The organism is Oscillibacter sp. 1-3 (assembly GCF_000403435.2).
In the GTDB taxonomy this organism is placed as follows: Bacteria; Bacillota; Clostridia; order Oscillospirales; family Oscillospiraceae; genus Oscillibacter.
This window is the reverse complement of sequence record NZ_KE159703.1, coordinates 1,084,833-1,104,044: the sequence shown is the minus strand read 5'-3', so window position 1 is coordinate 1,104,044 and position 19,212 is coordinate 1,084,833. Positions and strand designations below refer to the sequence as shown.

Below are 19,212 nucleotides of genomic sequence, written 5' to 3'. Positions count from 1 at the left end.
TACCTCCACTCTCAATCGGCTGACCGATTTCCGCTATATCTGGAAAACCAAAGGACCGCAATTCCTATTATAGCACAAGTTGACAATATGCAAAAGATGATGCCAAAATCCATACCTATTCTGTTTGGCGGCATTAGGCCAAAAGTCGTTTCCAGAACGTAAGAAGAAAAACGAATACCCCAACCATAGGGGATGATAAACCAGATGCCCGTGCCTAATCCTGTTTGGAGAAGCGCAACCAAAAGGCTCCCGAATACTCCAATCCCTATTCCCAAATTTTTACCAAATCGAATTGCTAATACGAAATGAATACCATACAGCAAAATGTTACTGCCCCAAAGGACAAGTGGAATTACTATATAAAATCTGGAAGGAATTTCTGTTGTGCCACCAACCAATGGAAATAGCGCACCAAATAGTACACTACTCAATACAGTTGCCAAAAGTCCAGTCACAAGCAAAATAGTCAATTTGGAAAGAGCGGCTTTCTGTCTGTATGGAAGTGTCAATATATTTTGAAAATGTCCTGCTTTTGCTTCCTGTTCTGCTGCAACATAGCAGACAATCCCGATTGCAAAGGGAAAAGCAACGGCCATGATCTGAAAATAAGCAGCCAGTTTATTGATGTCATCGCTTTGGGAAACGCCCGCATATAGTAACATCATAGCCGCCCCGCATACGGCAAAAATAACGTGCAGAAGGAAAAAGCAGGAATGATACAATTTGTATAAATCACTTTTCAAATAGCAGATATAGTTAGCCATTGGACTTTCCCCCACTTCCAAGCAATTTAGAGCAAATCCAAAAAGCGGCAGCAGCTAATGCCAAGCTAATAGCAAGAGCGGGAAAAATATGCTCAACAGCCAATAACGGAGAACCGTCCTCAATGGGAAGTCCGTTAGGATGTATCTTGAAAAACGGACAGACTACACGGGCCGGAATAGCGTATGGATTAAGAAAGAACCACGCTTTTTCTGCGCCAATAGTAGATGAAACAATATTCGCCACAAAAGTTATTAGCACAGAGGGAAGATACCCTGTTTTGCTTGCAATCAGCATAACAAAAGGAAGTTGCCACAAGCAAGTAAGGAACAGCAGCATACAGCCGATTATGCTGTCCAGCGGCGAAATGTTCATAGTCGTAAAACTGGCAATTCCCGTAGTAAATAACCACATGAGCAGATTGCTGATAAAAAGTATAGCAGTCAGGGCAAGTCCTTTGCCAATCCATATTTTCGCAGAAGGGAACGGCAAACAAACAATGTTTTGCAGCCCTGTATTTTTCTCACGGATAACAGTACCCGCGGCCCACAGTGCGATTACAACAGGAAGAAGCATAGTGTACCACCAGTTGTAAGCCGAATATTGTACTGCATGACTGCTCAATAAAAAGCCGACAAGTACAGTTGCCAATGGCGCACCAAAAATCAATTTCATTGAGAAGCTGTGCCGCATTTTAAGGAGTTCCGAACGTACAATCCCGAACATTATTTCTCACCCCTTTCCCTATGTGCGCCAACAACATCCATAAAAATACTTTCCAGATCGTGGTTCTTATGGATTTCGTTTTCATAGCCTAAATGTCCGGCAGATATAATGCCAATGTGGTCAGCAATTTGCTCAACTTCGGAGAGTATATGACTGGACAATATGACGGTGATCCCTTTTTGCGGAAAACTTCTGATAAGCTCACGCAAATCTTGAATACCAATCGGGTCTAACCCATTTGTCGGTTCGTCCAAGATAAGCAATTTGGGCTGTGACAACAGAGCCAAGGCAATTCCAAGCCGCTGTTTCATTCCCAGCGAAAAATGGCCCGCCCGTTTTTTTCCAGTATTCTCAAGTTGCACAATACCAAGCACCTGCTTGATGCGGCTTTCTGGAAGCCCCAGGGCCAGAGTACGGGCTTTCAGGTTTTCATAGGCCGAGAGATTTTCATAGAGCGGAGGCATCTCGATCAAAGCACCAATGTTTTCCAAATCTGCCCGGCTCCACGGATGGCCGTCAAATTCAATCGCGCCAGAGGTGGGACGGAGAATACCCGTAATCATTTTCAAGATGGTAGATTTCCCCGCACCATTCGGCCCAAGCAACCCATAAATTGAGTTGCGCTGAATATTCAGTGACACATTGTTCACGGCCATCTGCCCTTTGAAGCTTTTGCAGAGGGCAGTTGTTTTTAAGATCATATCCATATAACCCACCCCTTTTTTTGATTGTAACGATAGCATATCCTGTAATTTTGAAGATTTCATAAAGATTTTCCCAAAAAGATATATGAATTATAAACCGCGAATAGACGCATATTGCATCATTCCAAAGGACACTATATGAACTATATACTGTAGTAGGGTGATGTGATATGGCGAAAATCAAGGACTGTCCCGGCTTTGAAACTTTTGGCGTGGATGTACGGGCCGCACGGGAGGCATTGGGGCTTACGATTAAGGCATTGGCGGAGCAGATAAATGTTGACCCGCGGTATCTTTCGGAAATCGAATTGAAGCCTACCATTCCAAGTATCCCGGTAATTTTGCAGTTGGTACGGATTTGCCGTCTGCCGATGGAACGCTATTTCAATCCTGAACTTTTCGGGGAGGTCAGCGCCCAGCGTCAGCGTGTCAGCCACAAGTTGCAGCTATGCCCGGAAAAGTATCTGCCCATCGTTGAGGCCACCATTGACGGAGCAATCAAATTAGACGAATAGGGGCCGTTTTGCGAGAGCGAAGCGACCTCTATTTTTTGCGCTCTTTTCCCGAAAATGCCTGCCTTTGGTGGGCATTTTTGCTTTCTCCAGGTGTCTTGTTAGTACGGAGGACGGGGGAAGCGGAACGGGGGGAGGGGTAACGTAGCAAGCATAGGGAGTGTAGCCACACTCCCGGAAAACGGCCCGCCCCGCCCCCGCCGGGCCGTGTCCGTTTTCGCTTGTTGGGATAATCCCAAACCCTTATGCAGAACGGAGGTGACGCATGGCGAACAGAAAGCGGAAGATCGTGCTGCGTGTCCCGGTGACGGCGGAGGAACAGGCGTTGATACAGCAGAAAATGGCCCTGCTCCATACGGCCAATTTTTCGGCCTACGCCCGGAAGATGCTGATTGACGGCTACATCGTCAACGTGGACACCAGCGACATCCGGGCGCAGACGGCGGAGATACAGAAGATCGGCGTCAATGTTAATCAGATCGCCCGCAGGGTGAACAGCACCGGCACAGTGTACGCGCAGGACATAGAGGACATCAAGGGGGTGCTGGCGGAGATATGGCAGTTACAAAGATACATCCTATCAAGTCAACGCTGAAACAGGCCCTTGACTACATCGAGAACCCGGACAAGACGGACGGGAAAATGCTGGTGTCCTCCTTTGGCTGTTCCTATGAAACGGCGGACATCGAATTTGAAATGCTGCTGGCCCAGGCGATGCAGAAAGGGAACAATCTGGCCCACCACCTGATACAGTCCTTTGCCCCCGGCGAGGCCACGCCGGAGCAGGCCCACGAGATCGGGCGGTGGCTGGCCGACGAGGTTTTGCAGGGGAAATATCCCTATGTGCTGACGACCCACATCGACAAGGGCCATGTCCATAATCACATCATTTTCTGTGCCGTGGATATGGTGAACTGCCGGAAGTATGTTTCCAACAAGCAAAGCTATTCTTTCATCCGGCGTACCAGCGACCGGCTGTGCCGGGAACAAGGGCTGTCCGTGGTGAAGCCGGGTCAGGACAGGGGCCAGTCCTATGCCGAGTGGGACGCCCAGCGGCGGGGCCGGAGCTGGAAAGCGAAGCTGAAAGTCGCCATCGACGCCGCTATCCCCCAGGCAAAGGATTTTGACGATTTTCTGCGGCTCATGGAGAAGCAGGGCTATGAGATTAAGCGGGGGAAATTCGTGTCGTTCCGCGCCCCCGGCCAGGAGCGATTTACCAGGTGCAAGACGCTGGGCGAAGCCTACACCGAGGAAGCCATCACCGAGCGCATCCAGGGCCGGGCCATTGCCGCCCGCAGGCTGAAAGTCCGCAAGGGTATCTCCCTGCGTATCGACATCGAGAACAGCATCAAGGCCCAGCAGTCGGCGGGCTATACCCGTTGGGCAAAGATACACAATTTACAGCAGGCGGCAAAGACCATGAACTTCCTGACGGAGCATGGCATCGACGCCTATCCTGATCTGGAAAGCCGGGTGGCGGAGATCAGCGCCGCCAGCGAGGAAGCTGCCGCCGCACTGAAAACGGCGGAGCGGCGTTTGGGAGAAATGGCCGTGCTGATAAAGAACGTCACCACCTACAAGCAGACCCGGCCCGTGGCGGTGGAGTATCGCCGGACGGCGGACAAGTCCTGGTTCCGGCAGGAGCATGAAAGTGCCCTGATACTGTACGAGGCGGCGGGCCGTGCCTTGCGGGAGGGCGGCGTGACAAAGCTGCCCGATCTGGCCGCGCTGAAAGCGGAGTATGCCCGGCTGTCGGAGGAAAAGGAACAGCTGTACGCCAGGTACGGCGAAGTGAAAAAGGAACTGAAAGAGTACGGCATCATCAAGCAGAATGTGGACGGGATTTTGCGGGTGACGCCCCGGCAACAGGAAAGGAAGCAAGAACTGTGAGCATACCGAAGATGAACTATCCGCAGTACCGCAAGGCCCGGAGGCTAACGCGGGAGTGCTGCAACAATGTGGGCGGCAACTGCCTCCTGCTGGACGATGGGGAGGAATGTATCTGCGTTCAGAGTATTTCCTACTCCCTGCTGTGCCGCTGGTTCCGGGTGGCTGTCCTCCCGCTGGACGCTGTTCTGTGCGCCGAGATCACAAAGGGCCACGATTATTTGAAACGGTGCTGTGAGTGCGGGGCCAGCTTCACGCCGAAGTCCAACCGGGCGAAATACTGCCCCATCTGCGCCAAGAAAATGCGCCACCGCCAGGAGGCCGAGCGGCAGAGGAAAAGATACCATCGGCCCCATACATTAACTTGAAGAACCCCGGCGATATTGGGTTGATTCGCCAACCATACTATGATATAATTAGACAAAATTTAGTTTGCTTTATGGCGACAATCGATAAACAGTAGATATAGAGGTAAAAGCAATGGATAGAATTGCATTGGTAATAGGTAATTCTAAGTATCAAAATGGAAACGCATTAACTAATCCTGAGAACGATGCAAATGACATTGAAAGGGTTTTGTCTAAACTTAGCTTTGATGTTACAAAAGTAATAGATGCAAATTTAATAGCCATCCAACAGGCAGTTAATACTTTCCTACAAGCATTGGATGAAAACGCTGTTGGATTATTATTCTATGCAGGACATGGTATGCAAATTGACGGGAAAAATTACATTGTTCCTGTTGATTTTACATCAGGAGATAAGAGCAAGACCATTGTATCGTGTTATTGCTTAAATTCTTTTTTAGATGGCATTTCAGCATACAAAGGGAAAACTATAATTTGTATTTTAGATGCGTGTCGAGATAATCCATTCGCACAGGAACGGGGACTGGCCACTGGTTTTGCTCCATTTATTAACCCGCCAAAAGGGACTATTATTGCATATTCTACAAGTTCTGACTGTGGAGCCTTTGATGGATTATGTAGTAACGGATTGTATACTCAAGTACTAAAGGATGCAATGTTAATTCCTAATTTGAAAATAGAGGAAATGTTTAAGGCAGTTCGAAATAAAGTGTCGGAAATATCAATCAGCCAATATGGTAAAGAACAACTTTCTTGGGAGTATTCTTCACTCATAGGAGATTTCTATTTTTCTGTTGTCCCCCAGCCGGTTAATGTGCAGATTACTGATGATGAAATATACAAGTTTATACGTTTACGTCAAAAATCATACGAGGATTCTTCTGATGATATTTATGATATTGAATGCCTGCCATATGTAGACGCTTATAATAAATATCACATACCAATCATTAAAATTTTACGGGCATATTCGAGAGTGGATTATCAAAAACAGGGATATAATTTTTCTGATGCCACCATCGATCAGATAAATAGTAATTACCTGTCTGCATGGGGTTTTAGACAAGAATATGGCAGATGGTATTATAAAGACCACTACGTTGAGATGGGGGATTTATTACCATTGCCAGAAGAGTTGAAACCAAAATCTCCCATTAAGGGTCAAGAATTGAAGATTGAAGCATCTTTGACTGCCGAAATGAATAATGGGAAGATAAGATTCCAAGCATTTTCTAATATTCCAGAGGGAACACCACTAATATTTACGTTACAGGGGAAAAAATATAAAGCTCAAAGCAAACAAGTAGCAGGGAGTAACAGTACGATAAGTGAGTGGTTTAGCGATAAAGGAAGCCCTATAAAAAGTGGATTCTATACTCTTGAAATATCGTGCCCAATGGATAAAATATTGCCAGAAAATATAAGGAAAATGTTTGGAGAACGGAATCGAAACATATTTGGGCCATGTGTGAACTTCGATCCGTTTGGGGGAAATACGATACATATTTCCTATGGAGTGCTAATTGATAAAAACTCTATTCATAAAATTATTAGTATGCAACAGAAAATTTCAGAATTATGAAATTAAAGCAAGATTAAAATGTAATGCTAACATGGTTTTAGATTGGCATATTCGCTCCAAATAGCCTACGCATTTAGAGCGGTAAAAGCCCGCTGTTTTCAAGGCTTTCAAAGGCCGGTCGTTGGGGTGGCTGAATGATTTATCAAATACCCGCTGAAACGGCGTTCTAAATGCGTAGAAAACCGGCAAAAAATAAGGCAGGACGCGGGGCCATTCTACCGGCTCCACGTCCTGCTTTTCTGATACCCCCAGCGTCTACCGTTTACGCAAGCGCCCCACCTCCGGCGGGCCGCTTGCGGCACCTGCGGAAAAGGTGCATCCGCTCCGCGTCTGCACCTTTTCCGCAGGTCTTGTTACCCATTCTGCTGCCTGTCAGCGTCTAACCTGCCGCGCCGGTTCCCTGTTACTCGTCCGTAAAGAGAAAGCGCATATCCTCAAAATCGGCGTCCGTCATGGCCTCCAGCTTCCTGATCGTCTGCCGGGCCAACGCCTGCATATCCCCGTCCATATCGGGGAGGGCGGCGGTCATGCGGCCCATCGTCCTGCGCCGGTCGGCCTTGTAGTAGACACAGACCAGGTTTTCTTCCTCAACCGTGAAATGTACCATCATCCTACCTCCAATCCCTGATTTTTCGTTTTGGCCGGGGCCTTTTTCGGGGCGGCGGCGTTCTTGGCCTCGGCAAGCTGTTTGCGGATAGAGGGCTTGCGGCCAATCTTGATCTTGAACGTGGCCGCACGGTTCTTCTGCCTGCCTTGGCGGGCGGCGGAAAGCAGACCCCGCAAGGCGTCCTCACTCTCCGGCTCATAGTGCCTGCTCACCACCTTGCCATGCTCCGCCACCATCCCATAGATACCGTGATCGTACTGCTCATAGGAACAGCGGGTTTCGGTTCCATCCTCAAATTTCAGGCTGACTTCCTGAATGGGGAGCGCCTGCTGCCCCAGCTTGGCGGCGTGCTGCCGGAAGTCCAATTCATAGAGATTGCCCATCACTTGGCCGTCCTGCAAGCCGGTGATCTCCACGGCGTAGGCCAAAATGCTGTCCCCCGTGGTGGCGTGGAACGCCCAGGTATGACTTGCCTGGCTTTCTTTCAGATAGGCGTCACGCTCCCGGAAGCACTCGGTTCCACAGCGGCGGGACAGCCACAGCAAATGGGTATTTTCCTCGGTGGGATGCCGTGTCGCCTCCATGAACATTTCCATGTCATAGCGGAAATCGCTCTTGTAATGCTCGGTGTTCAGCTCCATCACAGCCCCCAGGGAGGCGATGATGTCCACATCCTCATATTTTCGCAATCGTCACACCTCCAAATCCTGCGATTTATCCTTGGTGGGGGGCTTCTGCTTTTGGCCCTCCTTGGCCGCTTTCAACTGCGCCCGGATGGAGGGCTTTTCCTGTTGTGCTTGCCGGGCTTTGATCTGCAATTCGCTGGGCTTTTCCCCGGAGAGGGGCCGCAGGAACGAAATGCGGTCAACCACCCAAAAGGTATTGTCGTTCAACTGGCGCTGCCACGCCCCGGCCTTGGGCGACCAACGGAAGCTGTTTTCTTTCAGGATGTTCCGGGTGGCCTCGTCGGGCTTGCCCTCAAAGAAGATTTGCAGGCGGTTGGCCTCCCGGTTGATCTCCACCGTGCCGCCGTCGAACTCCCAGCCCACAAAGACATTTTCCCGCTGGCGGGTCAACTGCTCAATGCGGCTGCGCACCTGCCGGATGTTGGCATTATTGTTGGACAACTGCCAGGGCAAAAAGGGAGGTTCCCCGCCGCCCCCGGCCATGCCGGACTGGAACGCCTCAATGCTCTTTTGGGACAGGTGGGGACAGCCCTCCAACGTCTTGTGCTTGCGGTAGTAGGCGTTCACCGCTTTCATCATTTCCTGCGTGGCTTCCAGCTTTTCCAGCTTGGCTTGCAGCTTCTCAATGGCGTTGGGGTCGTCGGCGCTGATGCCGCCCATGCCCGTACTGCGGATTTTATCAAGCAAGCCCTGTATCTCCTGCCACTCCCGTATATTCTTATCATCGGCGGCGTTCTGTTTCTGCTTTTTCTTCACCGGGAAATTCGCAGGCCCGGCGATCATCACAGAGGGGACGCGGGCGGCGATCTCGTAGCCTTTATTCATGTTCTGTGCCAGCAGGCGGGCATAGGTGTCAAGAAGCTGGTCTATCTTATCGTGAAATTCCGGGTCAACCCGTTTTTTCTGCCGCTGGGCGATCTCCACCGCCTTGTCCACCATGCGGCGATACTCCGCCGTGGCGCTGCCGGGCCGGTAGTCGTCAAAGCTATTGGCTGTCTTGGCACGGCGGGCCGCTCCCTCGTTGATGGTGTAATAATGAACGGGGGCCTGCTCCGGGGCGTCGGCCTGCGGCGGCTGATCGGCAACCGGTTCCCCGGCTTCCTCCTTGGCCGCAACCTCACCGGGGGACGGGGTATTGTTCAGAACACCGTCGATCATGTTCTCGTTCTGCTCGGTGGACAGCTCGGCGGTACGCAGAGGATTTTCCCGCAAAAACTCCGGCACTTCCCGGAACCCCACATCATCACAGAAATGGGCCTCCTGCCGGTCGCCGTGGCGAAGCACCACCACATCAGAAACGGAAAGGCTGTGTCCCGTGAAGCCGGCGGGGTGGTCGGTGTTGAATTGGCGGTAGATGCTTTCCAGCGTGTCGATGTCCCGAAGCGGGGCGGTATATACCAGGTCATAATTCGCCGGGTCAACCGTCCGCCCGGTCGCCAGCAGGCGGTAGTACGGCTCAAAGCGGAAATCCCGTGTTTCCGGCCCGCCCCGTATCTGATAGATGGAAAAGGTGTTGTTCAGCTCTTTGTAGCGGTCGATAGTGTCCATCAGGGCGGCGGCGCGTTCCCGGAGGGCGGCGGGGGCCTGCTCGTCGTCCCGGATGCCCACGATCACCAGCTCAAAGGACGTGGGGCCGACCGCCTGCATTTCTCGTATCGTCCCGCCGATCTGATCTTCCCGGTTCTCATAGTTTTTCATAAACTCCGGGTCATAGGCGCACATCAGGTCGTACAGCTCGGCGGAAATGCCCTCCGGCGTCGGCTCCACGGTGGGCGGGGCGGTTTGGGCCTCCCGTTCCGCCAGCGTCCGTTCCGCCCGCTCCCGCACGTCGTCATGGAGGGGCAGGGAATATAGGTCGGAGGTGGAGGAAAAGCCCACATTGTTCATCACATAGTCAACCTGATCTTCTTTCAAGGCCCCGGCGGTAAAATAATTCTCCCTTGTGGGGGTATCGCTCACCTTGCCGCTGGCGATGTCGTGGGCCAGTCCCGTTTCCAGGTGGGTACAGATTTTCCCGTCAACGGCCAGGGTCACATAGTACCAGCCCATGTAGCCGCTTTTGTTGTCCGCACCGTCGTGCAGCTCCACATTGAGGAACGTGTAGGGCTTCAAGCCCCTTTGGGCGGCGATGGCGTTGTCCTTTACCTCTTTCCGCAGCAGGGCGGCGACAGCGGCCTCTTTCGTGGCCTGAACGATCTCCGGGTTATACCGCACCAGAACGGCGTTGACACACTCGCTTTGCACCTTGACCGTCTTGGCTTTCGGGGTACGGTAATTGCCGATAGCCAGGGAAGCGCCGTTGTCAAAGCGGATGGAAATATCGCTTGTCCCCCGCCACTTACCCCGACAGGGGGAGGTTTCGATCTTGCCCGTGGTACAGCCGAACGTCCGGGCGATCACATCTATCCTGTCCTGCAAGAGCAGCTTTTCATATCCCTTGGCGATCTCCACGGCCTTTTTCTCCAACTCCGTCAGAACCGGGGCGGGAGGCTCCGCCTGCTCCGGCGTGTCGGGGGTCTGCGACGCTTCCGGCTGGGGGGCTGGCTCGTAGCCGTTGGCGGCGTATTCCTCCACCGTCATACCGGCTGCGGCGGCTTCCCGCTGTATTTCATCCATCACATGGGCCTTGTACTCCTGCAAGTCCACATCGAAGTCGGCCAGATGGGGCGGCTCCGGCAACTGATACTGGCCCTGATTGAGAAGCGGACGGCACTGGCGCACATAGTCCAGAACGGCGTTGAAGTAGGCGGTCTGCTCCGGGGGGAGGGCTTCCCCGGACTGTAAGGGCCGTTGGGCTTCCCGTTCCATAGCGGAGAGGTTACAGTGCAGTTTCAGGTAGGGGACGAACTCGCCCAAAATCATGTCCCGTTCAGCCACTTCCTGCTCCCAGCCCTCTATGCCCGTCCGTTCAATGACGCTCCTTTTCCAGCTTTCAGACTGTGCGTAATACTCGTGGTAGCCTTGGATATGCTCGATCAGGGAACCGTCCCCATCGCCAAAATCTTGCCGTCCCTCGTAGTTATCCGCTTTGCCGTTCATGGTGAAGTCGATGCGGAACTTGGTCTTGTCATAGCCCGGTTCATTCTTCATGGCGTCGTCCATTGCCTTGAAAACGACATCCGCTTGGGAAATGGGCATCTGTTCCCCATCCCGCAGGTCGGCGCTCTCGCTCCAAATGACTGTCACCAGCGGCTCGGCGTCCGGATCAAGGAAAATTGGGGGCGCGTCCGCGATCTCACGCTCCACCCGCATTTTCACCGCAATATCCACGCCGCCATGCTGTAATTCGTAGCCATCTTCACACAACTCATTGATAAGATCGGCAACCTTGTGATAGTCCCGGATAACATTGGCGTAGTCCACGATCAGGCGGCGTTCCCCGTTGCCCAACCGCTGGCCGTCACGCTCGGCAAAGTCGATCAGGGCGTTGGCCTGCTGCTCCGGCGTGGCCCCCGGCATGAAAGGCTTGTCATTGATAAGCCCGTCCAGCCCGTTCCAGATGGGCGGGGCCTCTACCTGCCGGGCTTCCCGCTCCTGCTGAAGCTGGGCAAGGTGGCCGTCGATCTTGGTAATCAGGTCGTTGGCCGTGGCTCGGATGGTTTCAAGGGATGCTTTCAGCTCGGACAGCTCCTTGCCGGAACTCCAACCGGCCACATAACCGAAAGAGTAGTCCGATGTGTCCAGCCCGTAGTGCTGGCAGACGGCATAGGCCACGCTCTCGGCCTGCACCTCGCGGGTACGGCGGTCGGGGCGGTCGGCCAATTCCTCCGGCGTGGCGTCCTTGTCAATGGCGTGGAGAGTGGCGTGGGCGATCTCATGGATAGCCGTTTTCAGGTTTTGCAGCTCACTCATGCCCTCGTCAATGGCGATACGCTTTTCCTCCAGGTGGTAGTAGCCGTGCGCCCCGCTCTCAATGTTCTCAAAGGCGATGGGGACGGGAGAAGTCCGCTCCAAGGCGGTGAAGAAGTCCTGATACCGCTCCACACTGCCGGTCAGCTCGTCCACGGCGATGTCGGGTATCTCCCGGCCCTCGGTCTGGGACACGTCGAACACGGACACCACCTTAAAGGCCGGAACGGTCACTTCCTGTTCCTCGGTCAGCGGCTTCCCGTCCGGGCCGGGGATGGGCCTGCCGCTGGCGTCCAGCTTTTCCACCTGCCGCCGCACCTTGTAGGGGGCCGGGGCCAAAATCTTGATGGCCCGCTCCCCCCGCTTCACATGGCGCTCGAACTCGTCCTTCCATTTGTTGTAGCCCGCCACCAGGGAGGCATCCGGCTTCTGCATGGCAATCAGGAGGGTGTTGTTGAAGCTGTAATTGTGGAACTTGGACATGGCGGTGAGGTAGTTTTTATACTGTTCGCTCTCAAAAAGGGCCTGAATACCGGCTTCCAGTTTGTCGGTGATCTCTTTCATGCGCTCGGCGTTGTTTTTGCCGGTCAGCACAATGGGAATGACGGGCTGGGAGGCCGGGGCGGTCTGCTCCGGCTGGGGCTGGGGGCGGCTGGCCTCGTCCCGTTCCACCTGCGGGGGCGGGAAGGACAATACTCGGTATTCTTCCGGGATGGGCTGGCCCTCATAGACACGCTGCCACTGGTCGCCGCTTTTGACGATATAGCCGTACTCGGTAAAGGCCCCCTGTTCCAGTCCGGCGATGTGCTTTCCCAGCGCCGCCGTGTCAATGGCGGGCTTCCAGGCTTCGGGCATATCCACCATCCCGGAACGGTTCAGGTAGTAGTCCCCCAGCGCGGCCACGGTATGGATGTCGGGGAGATTGACATAGTAATCCAGATTGTCGGCGTAGTCGATGATGCGGCCAATCGTCCGCATTTCGGTGTTCTTCTGCTGCAAGGCGGCGTTCAGTGCGCCGATCTCGTAGGCGTCCAGCTTTTCCAGCCGGGCGGCAAGGAAATTCAGCTCGTTCACGCCGGAGGCCAGCGCCAGGTCGTAGGGGATAGCCAGGTGTCGGCCCTCCGTGGAGGAAAAGCCGCTGATGAAATAGTCCCACGGATTATCCTGCGTGACGCCGATCTGCCCCATCGCCGCCCGCACCTGCTCCGCTGTGGCGGGCAAGTCCAGCCAGACGCCGGTTTTGCCGTCCGGCTGGGTGGTGTGATTGCTCAACTGTATGGAAAATACTTCGCTCACTCGGTCGCTCCTTTCTGTTCAAAAGATGTTCCCCCGCCCTGCCGGACGGGGGAAATGATGTATTTATCCGATTATTTCTTCCGCTCCATGCGGAAATTGACATACTTGCCGCCGGTATCGGCCAGAAGCACCGTGCCGTCGTAGGTCTTGCCGGTCTTGGGGGAGAACAGGCCCTTGATCTTCACCTTTCCATGTTTGAGCAGGGCGGCGGCGATCTTCGGAGTGAACGCCTTTTTCCTTTCCTCAAAAAAGCGGTCGTTCTTCCACATGACGAACTGACAGGCCCGGTTGCCGCAGTAGTAGTTTTTCTTCCCCTCGTAGACGGTTTCGCCGCACCGGGGACACGTCCCAACGGCCACACGCTCGGTCTGAAACAATTTCTGCTTGTCCTCGCTGACGCGGGCGTAGGCCGTCACCAGGCCGCGGGCCTGCGCCTCGATACCAGCCATGAACTCGTCTGGGTCGGCCTCCCCCTTGGCGATCTCGGACAGGCGGCTTTCCCATTCGGCGGTGAGGGCCGGGGAGGTCAGTGTTTCCGGCAGAACCGCCGCCAGGTTGATGCCGTCCTTGGTGGGAAGAAGCTGCTTTCCCTTGCGCTGGACAAAGCCCATCTGCACCAGCTTTTCCAGAATGGAAGCGCGGGTGGCGGGCGTACCCAGGCCCTTGCGCTCGGCGTCATCAGGCATATCCTCGGCCCCGGCCCGCTCCATAGCCGACAGCAGGGTATCTTCGGTGTAGGGCTTGGGGGGCGACGTGAAATGCTCGGTGACGGAAGCGGCCACATCCTCGAAAACCTGCCCCTCGGTGATGGCGGGCAGCTCCGGCGCGGCCTCGCCGTCCTCGTCGGCGTCGGTTTTCAGGGAGGCCCGGAAGCGGCGGTCGATGTCTTTCCAGCCAGCGGCCAGGATGGTCTTGCCCTTGGCGGTGAACTCCTGCCCGGCGCAGGTGAAAACGGCGGTGACGGCCTCATACTCATGGGCCGGGGCAACGGCGCACAGCAGCTTACAGCACACCAGGGACAGCAGTTTCCTTTCGCTGTCTGCCAGCCCGGAAAAGCCCTGTTTTACGAACTCCGCCGTGGGGATGATGGCGTGGTGGTCGCTCACCTTGGCGCTGTTCAGGACGCGGCGGATCTCCGGGGAGAACGCCGCTCCCTCCATGAACGGGAGAATGGGGATGATACCGGCCACGATGCCCGCCGCCGTCTGCTCCATGTCGTCGGAGAGGAAGCGGCTGTCCGTCCGGGGATAGGTCAGCAGGCGCTTTTCATACAGCGTTTGGGCGTAGTCAAGGGTCTGTTTGGCCGTGAAGCCGAAAAGCCGGTTGGCCTTCCGCTGCAAGGTGGTGAGGTCGTAGAGCTTAGGGGGCTGTTCTGTTTTCTTCTCCCGCTGGATGGAAGCGCAGACGGCCCGCGCTCCCATGCAGGCCGTCTTGACGCTCTCCGCCTCGGCAGTGTCAGGGAAACGGTCGCTTGCCGCCTCCATGCCGCCCCCGGCGATATGGACGATGTGATATTTCTCTTTCTGGAAGCCGGTGATCTTGGCGTCCCTGTCCGCCAGCATTTTCAGGGTGGGGGTCTGGACGCGGCCCACGGTCAGGGGCTTGTGGTACAGCACAGAGAAAAGCCGGGTGGCGTTAATGCCAATCAGCCAGTCCGCCTTGGCCCGGCACAGCGCCGATTGATGCAGGGGGTCATAGTCCCAGCCCGGTTTCAGGTGGGCGAAGCCCTCCCGGATGGCGCTGTCCTCCATGCTGGAAATCCACAGCCGCTTCATGGGCTTGGTACAGCCCGCCAGGTGGTAGACCGTGCGGAAGATCAATTCGCCCTCCCGCCCGGCGTCGCAGGCGTTGATAACCTCGCTCACTTCCTCGGAGCGAAGCAGCGTCCGCAGGGTGTCGAACCGCTCCCGCTTGTCCGGGGGGACGGTCAGCCGCCAGTTTTCCGGGATGATGGGCAAATCCTCATAGCGCCACTTCCTGAAACGCTTGTCGTACATCCCGGCGTCGGCAAAGGACATCAGATGCCCGATGCACCAGGACACCAGGTAGCCGTTGCCCTGCAAGTAGCCCTCCTGCCGGTCGGTCGCGCCAATCACGGCGGCGATGCTCCGGGCCACGCTGGGTTTTTCCGCAATAACTAATTTCAAATGGATACCTCCTTGAAAAATATAGCCTTTTTTGTTATAATGAGTGCTAATTCGGTGAAAGGGTTATGCACATGAACGACCAACAAAATACTTTTGATTTCAATAATGAAGAATTTGCGTACGCAATTTTATTTTTACAATTTTGGAAACAAGAGGAAACCGGCAAACTGCTCTACGAATTGGATAAAGAATTGCGTCTCTCCAATAGATTTTTCACGGATAGTAAACTAATAGAAACTATTCAATCCTTATCTGACATCTCTACCTTGACAATAAAGCGAGGGACAAAATTGTTTCGATGCCGTTTGATTGATAAGGAACGAGAAAGTAACTTTTTGAAACCACTAATGGACGAATGCGTTTTACTTATAAAAAAATTCGTACCGACCTTTGACGAAAATGCGGGAATGGAGGGGATGACAGAGTGGCTAAAATTATCTGCCTATTTTAGCCAGCACCCAAATGAATTTTGCGAATTGGAGAAAGCATATCAGCCAATCGTAGAACACTACTCCAAGCCATCATTTTGGGGATATGACAAAGATGGGTCTGATGCTCCACCCCCAGGACGACCAGCCCCCGGTAGAATTAATCCTGATGGCATTAGTTATCTATATACAGCAGAAGATATAAGAACTGCAATTTTGGAGGTTCGCCCTGTTCCAACACAATATATTAGCGTGGCACAAATCGAAGTTGTTGAGGATATAAACATTTATAGTTTTGTAAAACCAATAGAAATGGATAGTGAGGGAAAAAACTGGCTTTCTTGTATTGATTATGATGAAATATCTAAATGTTTTGCTGCACCAAATTATGGCGGAAAATCGTACTATTTAGCAACACAGTATATCAGCGAGTATATCAAACACATGAAAAAGCCAGATGGACAAGCTATGTTTGACGGATTATCTTTTCGTAGCTCACTAAACCCTGATGGAACGAATTATGTTCTTTTCGATGTGTCACCCAGCAGGAAATATCGGATTTGCAACTCCGCATTGCATCAGGTCAATGATCTGCTCGGAAATTCTACCTGCATTCTTCCGATGTCTATTCCTCAAAGCGAAGAATAGATATAGCGGCCTCGGATTTTATTCCGGGGCCGCTTATTCTTACTCCACTTCCTCGTCCTCCATTTCTTCATCCTCCGGCTCGTCCTCGTCGTCGAAGTCGTATTCGGACAGGTCGGAACTGCCGGACACATCGGCCTTGGGCTTGCGGAGCTTGAAGTAGTACAGCGTCCCGCCGCCGCCAGCTAGGGCCACGATCAGCAGCACCAGCAGACCGCCCATGCCGCCCTTGTTCTCCTTGGCCGGGGGTTCGGGTTCTTCCGGCTCCTGCGGTTCCGGTGCTTTCCCGGCGCAGGCGGTCATATTGTTGGCGCAGACAGGGCAGGCGGTATTGACGGCCCCGGTCTCACATTTCACTGTGCAGGAACAGACGGCGGGCGGTTCTTCCTCCACCTCCATCAGCGCCAGCAAGTCAGCCTCGTCCACCTGATTGAGAAAATGCACCGTGTTCTCGCCGTCCCCGGCCCGGTCGATGATGATGTAAAAATAATTGCCGGTCTTGGAAACGACGGTGATAAACTGTTTATCCTCGGACACCTCGCCGTCGATGTCGTCCACCAGGGATAGATTGCCCTCCGGGGTCAGGGGCGTGGGGGCAGGCGTGGACACCACTTCCCCGGTCGGCTGGGTGGGTATGACCTCCCCTTCCTCGTCGCCGCCCCCGGCAAAGGCCGTTGTGGTGAACATGGCGGCAGACAGGCCCACAGCCAAAATGACAGAGAGAAAACGGGAAATGATCTTATTCCTCATGGCCGGTGTCCTCCTTTTCGTGATAGGGCGTCAGGGTGGGGGCGGTCTGCAAGGCCCCGCCCCGCAGGAACGCCGCAAATTCCTCCCCCGTCATGTTCATGCCCCGGACAAGCTGGATGATCTGCAAATTCTCCTGCTCGGTTTTCTGCCCCTCCAGCTCCCGAAGCTGTTTGTTGTACTCCGCAATCTTGGACTTCACTTTCTGGATGTCCTTTTCGATGCGGTCAAGTTTGTTCGCCATAGTCAAAACTCCTTTCCAATTTTTAGTCCCAATTCATCAGGCCATAGCCCCGGATAACGCTGCTGTTCAGGGGATAACTCTTGATCTTGCAGGCGTTTCCGCTGTTGCCCTCCACAGTGTAGACGTTCGTACCGTCCGTGCCGATCACGATGCCCACATGGTCGGCGTTGCCGCTGTTGTCCCAATCGAAGAAAATTGCGTCGCCAGGGGCGATGTCACTGTACCCCCGGTTGGCCCACTGGCCTCGTGACTGGAACCAGGCCATGCCCCCGGTCGTGCAGCCGGAAAATCTCGGCTCCGAAAGCCCCGCCTGATTGTAGCACCAGGACACAAAGCAGGCGCACCAGGCTACCCGGCTGTCAAAGCCGTACCAGCTCCAATAGGGCTGGCCGTTCACATTCCCCACCTGCGATTTCGCAATGTCCACCACAGCGGTATTGCCCGGCCTTGTCCCGTTGACGAAGTGAACGCCGCTGATGTCCTCGGACGCGCTGATGTCAGGGGAACCGCCGCCGAACACCAGCGGATTGTTGCCGCTGGTTTGCAGATAGATGTTGAACATTTCCAACTGCTCCGGCGTCAACAGCTCCGGGGCGATGGACACGATAGAGCGGGCGGTCAGCTTCACATTTAGGATGTAATAGTTATAGGGGACTTGGACGGTGTAGCTGTTGCCCTCGCTGTCCGTCCGGGTTTCCGTGCGGTAGCGGACTTCAACTGTCGTTGTGGTGGTAAGGGTGTACTGCTTGCCGAATACCCGCTGTAACTCCGTCTGAACCTCCGCCAGCGTATAGCGCGGCAATATGGAGGTCAGGAAAGAGGCCAATTCGTGGGGGTTGTGCATGATCTCGTCCAGATCGTAGCGGTATTCGTCGTAGCCGGGGTAGGTGCTGGGGATGTTGTCGATCTGCCGCTGTAAGTCGTTCTCCATGCCCACATAGGCGTTTTCCACGGCGATCAGGTCTGCGTCGTCGGAGAGGTAGGAGGTGGCCGTGAAGCCGGAACCGAAGCCGCCAATGATGGAGGAACAGGACTGTAAACCGCCCATCAGGAACGCCGTCATAATCAGCAGGGCCAGGGCCACAAGACAGCCTTTCCAGTGCCGGACGGCAAAGGAAGCCAGCCGTTCGCTCTCCTTGACAGCCTCTTTTGCGGCTTTGCCGGGGGACTTGGCCGCTTTCGCTGTTCCCTGCGCGGCTCCGGCCCCATGCGCCGCCGTCTGGCCCGCCGCCCTCGCCGCCTTGACATACTGCTGCTTGATCTGCCGCTTCTGCCAGAACCGGGAAATGGGGTTGCTGGCCGCTTGTGCAAGCTGGGGATCGTCATGGAGGGCCTTTTGATAAAAATATTCGATGTTGGCCTTTTCCGCCAAACGCTCGGCCTTGGACAGCTCCCGGTAGGGCTTCATGCGGTGGCGGCGGATTGCGCCGCGGACGGCCCGGCCCGCCTGCCGCTCGGCCAATTCCTCCCCCTTGTGACCGCCCTCCACGCCCACATTCTCATGCTCCACCTCATGGATTTTGCCGTGGGTGAACAATAAGACCTCCTGAACGGGGCGGCTGGCCGGGTTGGGCTTCATGGCGGTCGGCGGCTTGTCCCTCGTTTCCCGGCGCACACGGGTTTTCGCCCTGCCGCTGGCCTCGTCAAAGACTTTTTCCTTGATTTTGACGGTTTCTTTTGGAATAGCGGCCCTTGCCGCATCCAGACGGTCAGCCCGCTGGTCGGACTTGCGGATGTACTTCTTCAGCTCCGGCGTGGAGCGTTCTTCCTCGGAGAATTGCAGGCGGGCGGAGGGGCGGGGGCCGGTGTCGGCCTCCACCTGCCCGGCCTGTTTCGCCGTCCGCTTCCCGGCCCGGCGCTCCCGTACTTGGTCGGCCCGTTCCAGCACCTTTTCGGCCCTGCCAGTGGCCCCGGCGGGAGTGAAGTCCTGTTCCGCCTCCCGGTCAGAGATATTGATTTCCTCGCCGGTAGTCTGATTTTCCAGCACCACGCCGTCACGGGTCATGCGCTGTGTCACCTTGT

The 19,212-nt window shown here is 54.6% G+C and carries 16 protein-coding genes; 6 read left to right on the top strand and 10 right to left on the bottom strand.

Features of this window, described 5'->3' with window-relative positions; all coding sequences use genetic code 11:
* Positions 1-11: 11 nt before the first annotated feature.
* Genes C816_RS05300 through C816_RS05290 form a run of 3 tightly spaced genes read right to left on the bottom strand, consistent with a single transcriptional unit; the run spans position 12 to position 2,195 of the window.
* On the bottom strand, positions 12-764 hold the full coding sequence (locus tag C816_RS05300) for a lantibiotic immunity ABC transporter MutG family permease subunit (protein WP_016321393.1): 753 nt from the start codon (positions 762-764) through the stop codon (positions 12-14).
* Entirely contained in the window at positions 757-1,488 is a 732-nt protein-coding gene (locus tag C816_RS05295; protein ID WP_016321392.1) for a lantibiotic immunity ABC transporter MutE/EpiE family permease subunit, read from the bottom strand. Before C816_RS05295 ends, C816_RS05300 begins: the two co-directional genes overlap by 8 nt.
* Positions 1,488-2,195, bottom strand: coding sequence for a lantibiotic protection ABC transporter ATP-binding protein (locus C816_RS05290; protein ID WP_016321391.1), 708 nt, complete (start codon positions 2,193-2,195; stop codon positions 1,488-1,490). The genes C816_RS05295 and C816_RS05290 overlap by 1 nt, the downstream gene beginning before the upstream one ends.
* Positions 2,196-2,362: 167 nt before the next feature.
* On the opposite strand from C816_RS05290, the gene C816_RS05285 reads away from it, so the two are divergent.
* The 5 genes from C816_RS05285 (at position 2,363) to C816_RS05265 (ending at position 6,541) form a co-directional block, all read left to right on the top strand.
* Positions 2,363-2,707, top strand: coding sequence for a helix-turn-helix domain-containing protein (locus C816_RS05285; RefSeq protein ID WP_016321390.1), 345 nt, complete (start codon positions 2,363-2,365; stop codon positions 2,705-2,707).
* 262 nt (positions 2,708-2,969) lie between these two features.
* A complete protein-coding gene (gene mobC, locus C816_RS05280) occupies positions 2,970-3,299 on the top strand; it encodes a plasmid mobilization protein (protein ID WP_016321389.1) in 330 nt (109 codons plus the stop codon).
* On the top strand, positions 3,260-4,594 hold the full coding sequence (locus tag C816_RS05275) for a relaxase/mobilization nuclease domain-containing protein (protein ID WP_016321388.1): 1,335 nt from the start codon (positions 3,260-3,262) through the stop codon (positions 4,592-4,594). The genes mobC and C816_RS05275 overlap by 40 nt, the downstream gene beginning before the upstream one ends.
* Complete coding sequence (locus C816_RS05270; RefSeq protein ID WP_016321387.1) at positions 4,591-4,959, top strand: cysteine-rich VLP domain-containing protein; 369 nt, start codon at positions 4,591-4,593, stop codon at positions 4,957-4,959. The genes C816_RS05275 and C816_RS05270 overlap by 4 nt, the downstream gene beginning before the upstream one ends.
* A 112-nt stretch (positions 4,960-5,071) precedes the next feature.
* Positions 5,072-6,541: a caspase family protein gene (locus C816_RS05265; RefSeq protein WP_016321386.1), complete on the top strand. Its 1,470-nt coding sequence runs from the start codon at positions 5,072-5,074 to the stop codon at positions 6,539-6,541.
* Between the two features lie 403 nt (positions 6,542-6,944).
* Here C816_RS05265 and C816_RS05260 read toward each other — a convergent pair whose 3' ends face one another.
* The 4 genes from C816_RS05260 to C816_RS05245 form a co-directional block, all read right to left on the bottom strand.
* Positions 6,945-7,148: a transposon-transfer assisting family protein gene (locus tag C816_RS05260; protein ID WP_016321385.1), complete on the bottom strand. Its 204-nt coding sequence runs from the start codon at positions 7,146-7,148 to the stop codon at positions 6,945-6,947.
* A complete protein-coding gene (locus tag C816_RS05255; RefSeq protein ID WP_016321384.1) occupies positions 7,148-7,837 on the bottom strand; it encodes a hypothetical protein in 690 nt (229 codons plus the stop codon). Before C816_RS05255 ends, C816_RS05260 begins: the two co-directional genes overlap by 1 nt.
* Before the next feature lie 3 nt (positions 7,838-7,840).
* Complete coding sequence (locus C816_RS24750) at positions 7,841-12,979, bottom strand: LPD25 domain-containing protein (protein WP_016321383.1); 5,139 nt, start codon at positions 12,977-12,979, stop codon at positions 7,841-7,843.
* A gap of 71 nt (positions 12,980-13,050) precedes the next feature.
* Positions 13,051-15,132 carry a DNA topoisomerase 3 gene (locus tag C816_RS05245; protein WP_040654648.1) on the bottom strand — a complete coding sequence of 694 codons (2,082 nt, stop codon included), beginning with the start codon at positions 15,130-15,132 and terminating at the stop codon, positions 13,051-13,053.
* Between the two features lie 65 nt (positions 15,133-15,197).
* Between C816_RS05245 and C816_RS22435 the strand changes: the two genes are divergently transcribed.
* Positions 15,198-16,202 carry an RES family NAD+ phosphorylase gene (locus C816_RS22435; RefSeq protein ID WP_016321381.1) on the top strand — a complete coding sequence of 335 codons (1,005 nt, stop codon included), beginning with the start codon at positions 15,198-15,200 and terminating at the stop codon, positions 16,200-16,202.
* A 39-nt stretch (positions 16,203-16,241) separates the two neighbouring features.
* Here C816_RS22435 and C816_RS05240 read toward each other — a convergent pair whose 3' ends face one another.
* Genes C816_RS05240 through C816_RS05230 form a run of 3 tightly spaced genes read right to left on the bottom strand, consistent with a single transcriptional unit; the run spans position 16,242 to position 19,195 of the window.
* Positions 16,242-16,949, bottom strand: a complete 708-nt coding sequence (locus C816_RS05240) for a DUF4366 domain-containing protein (protein ID WP_016321380.1) — start codon at positions 16,947-16,949, stop codon at positions 16,242-16,244.
* Positions 16,939-17,190 carry a DUF4315 family protein gene (locus tag C816_RS05235; protein ID WP_016321379.1) on the bottom strand — a complete coding sequence of 84 codons (252 nt, stop codon included), beginning with the start codon at positions 17,188-17,190 and terminating at the stop codon, positions 16,939-16,941. Before C816_RS05235 ends, C816_RS05240 begins: the two co-directional genes overlap by 11 nt.
* A 22-nt stretch (positions 17,191-17,212) precedes the next feature.
* Entirely contained in the window at positions 17,213-19,195 is a 1,983-nt protein-coding gene (locus tag C816_RS05230) for a CHAP domain-containing protein (RefSeq protein ID WP_040654939.1), read from the bottom strand.
* Between the last annotated feature and the right edge of the window lie 17 nt (positions 19,196-19,212).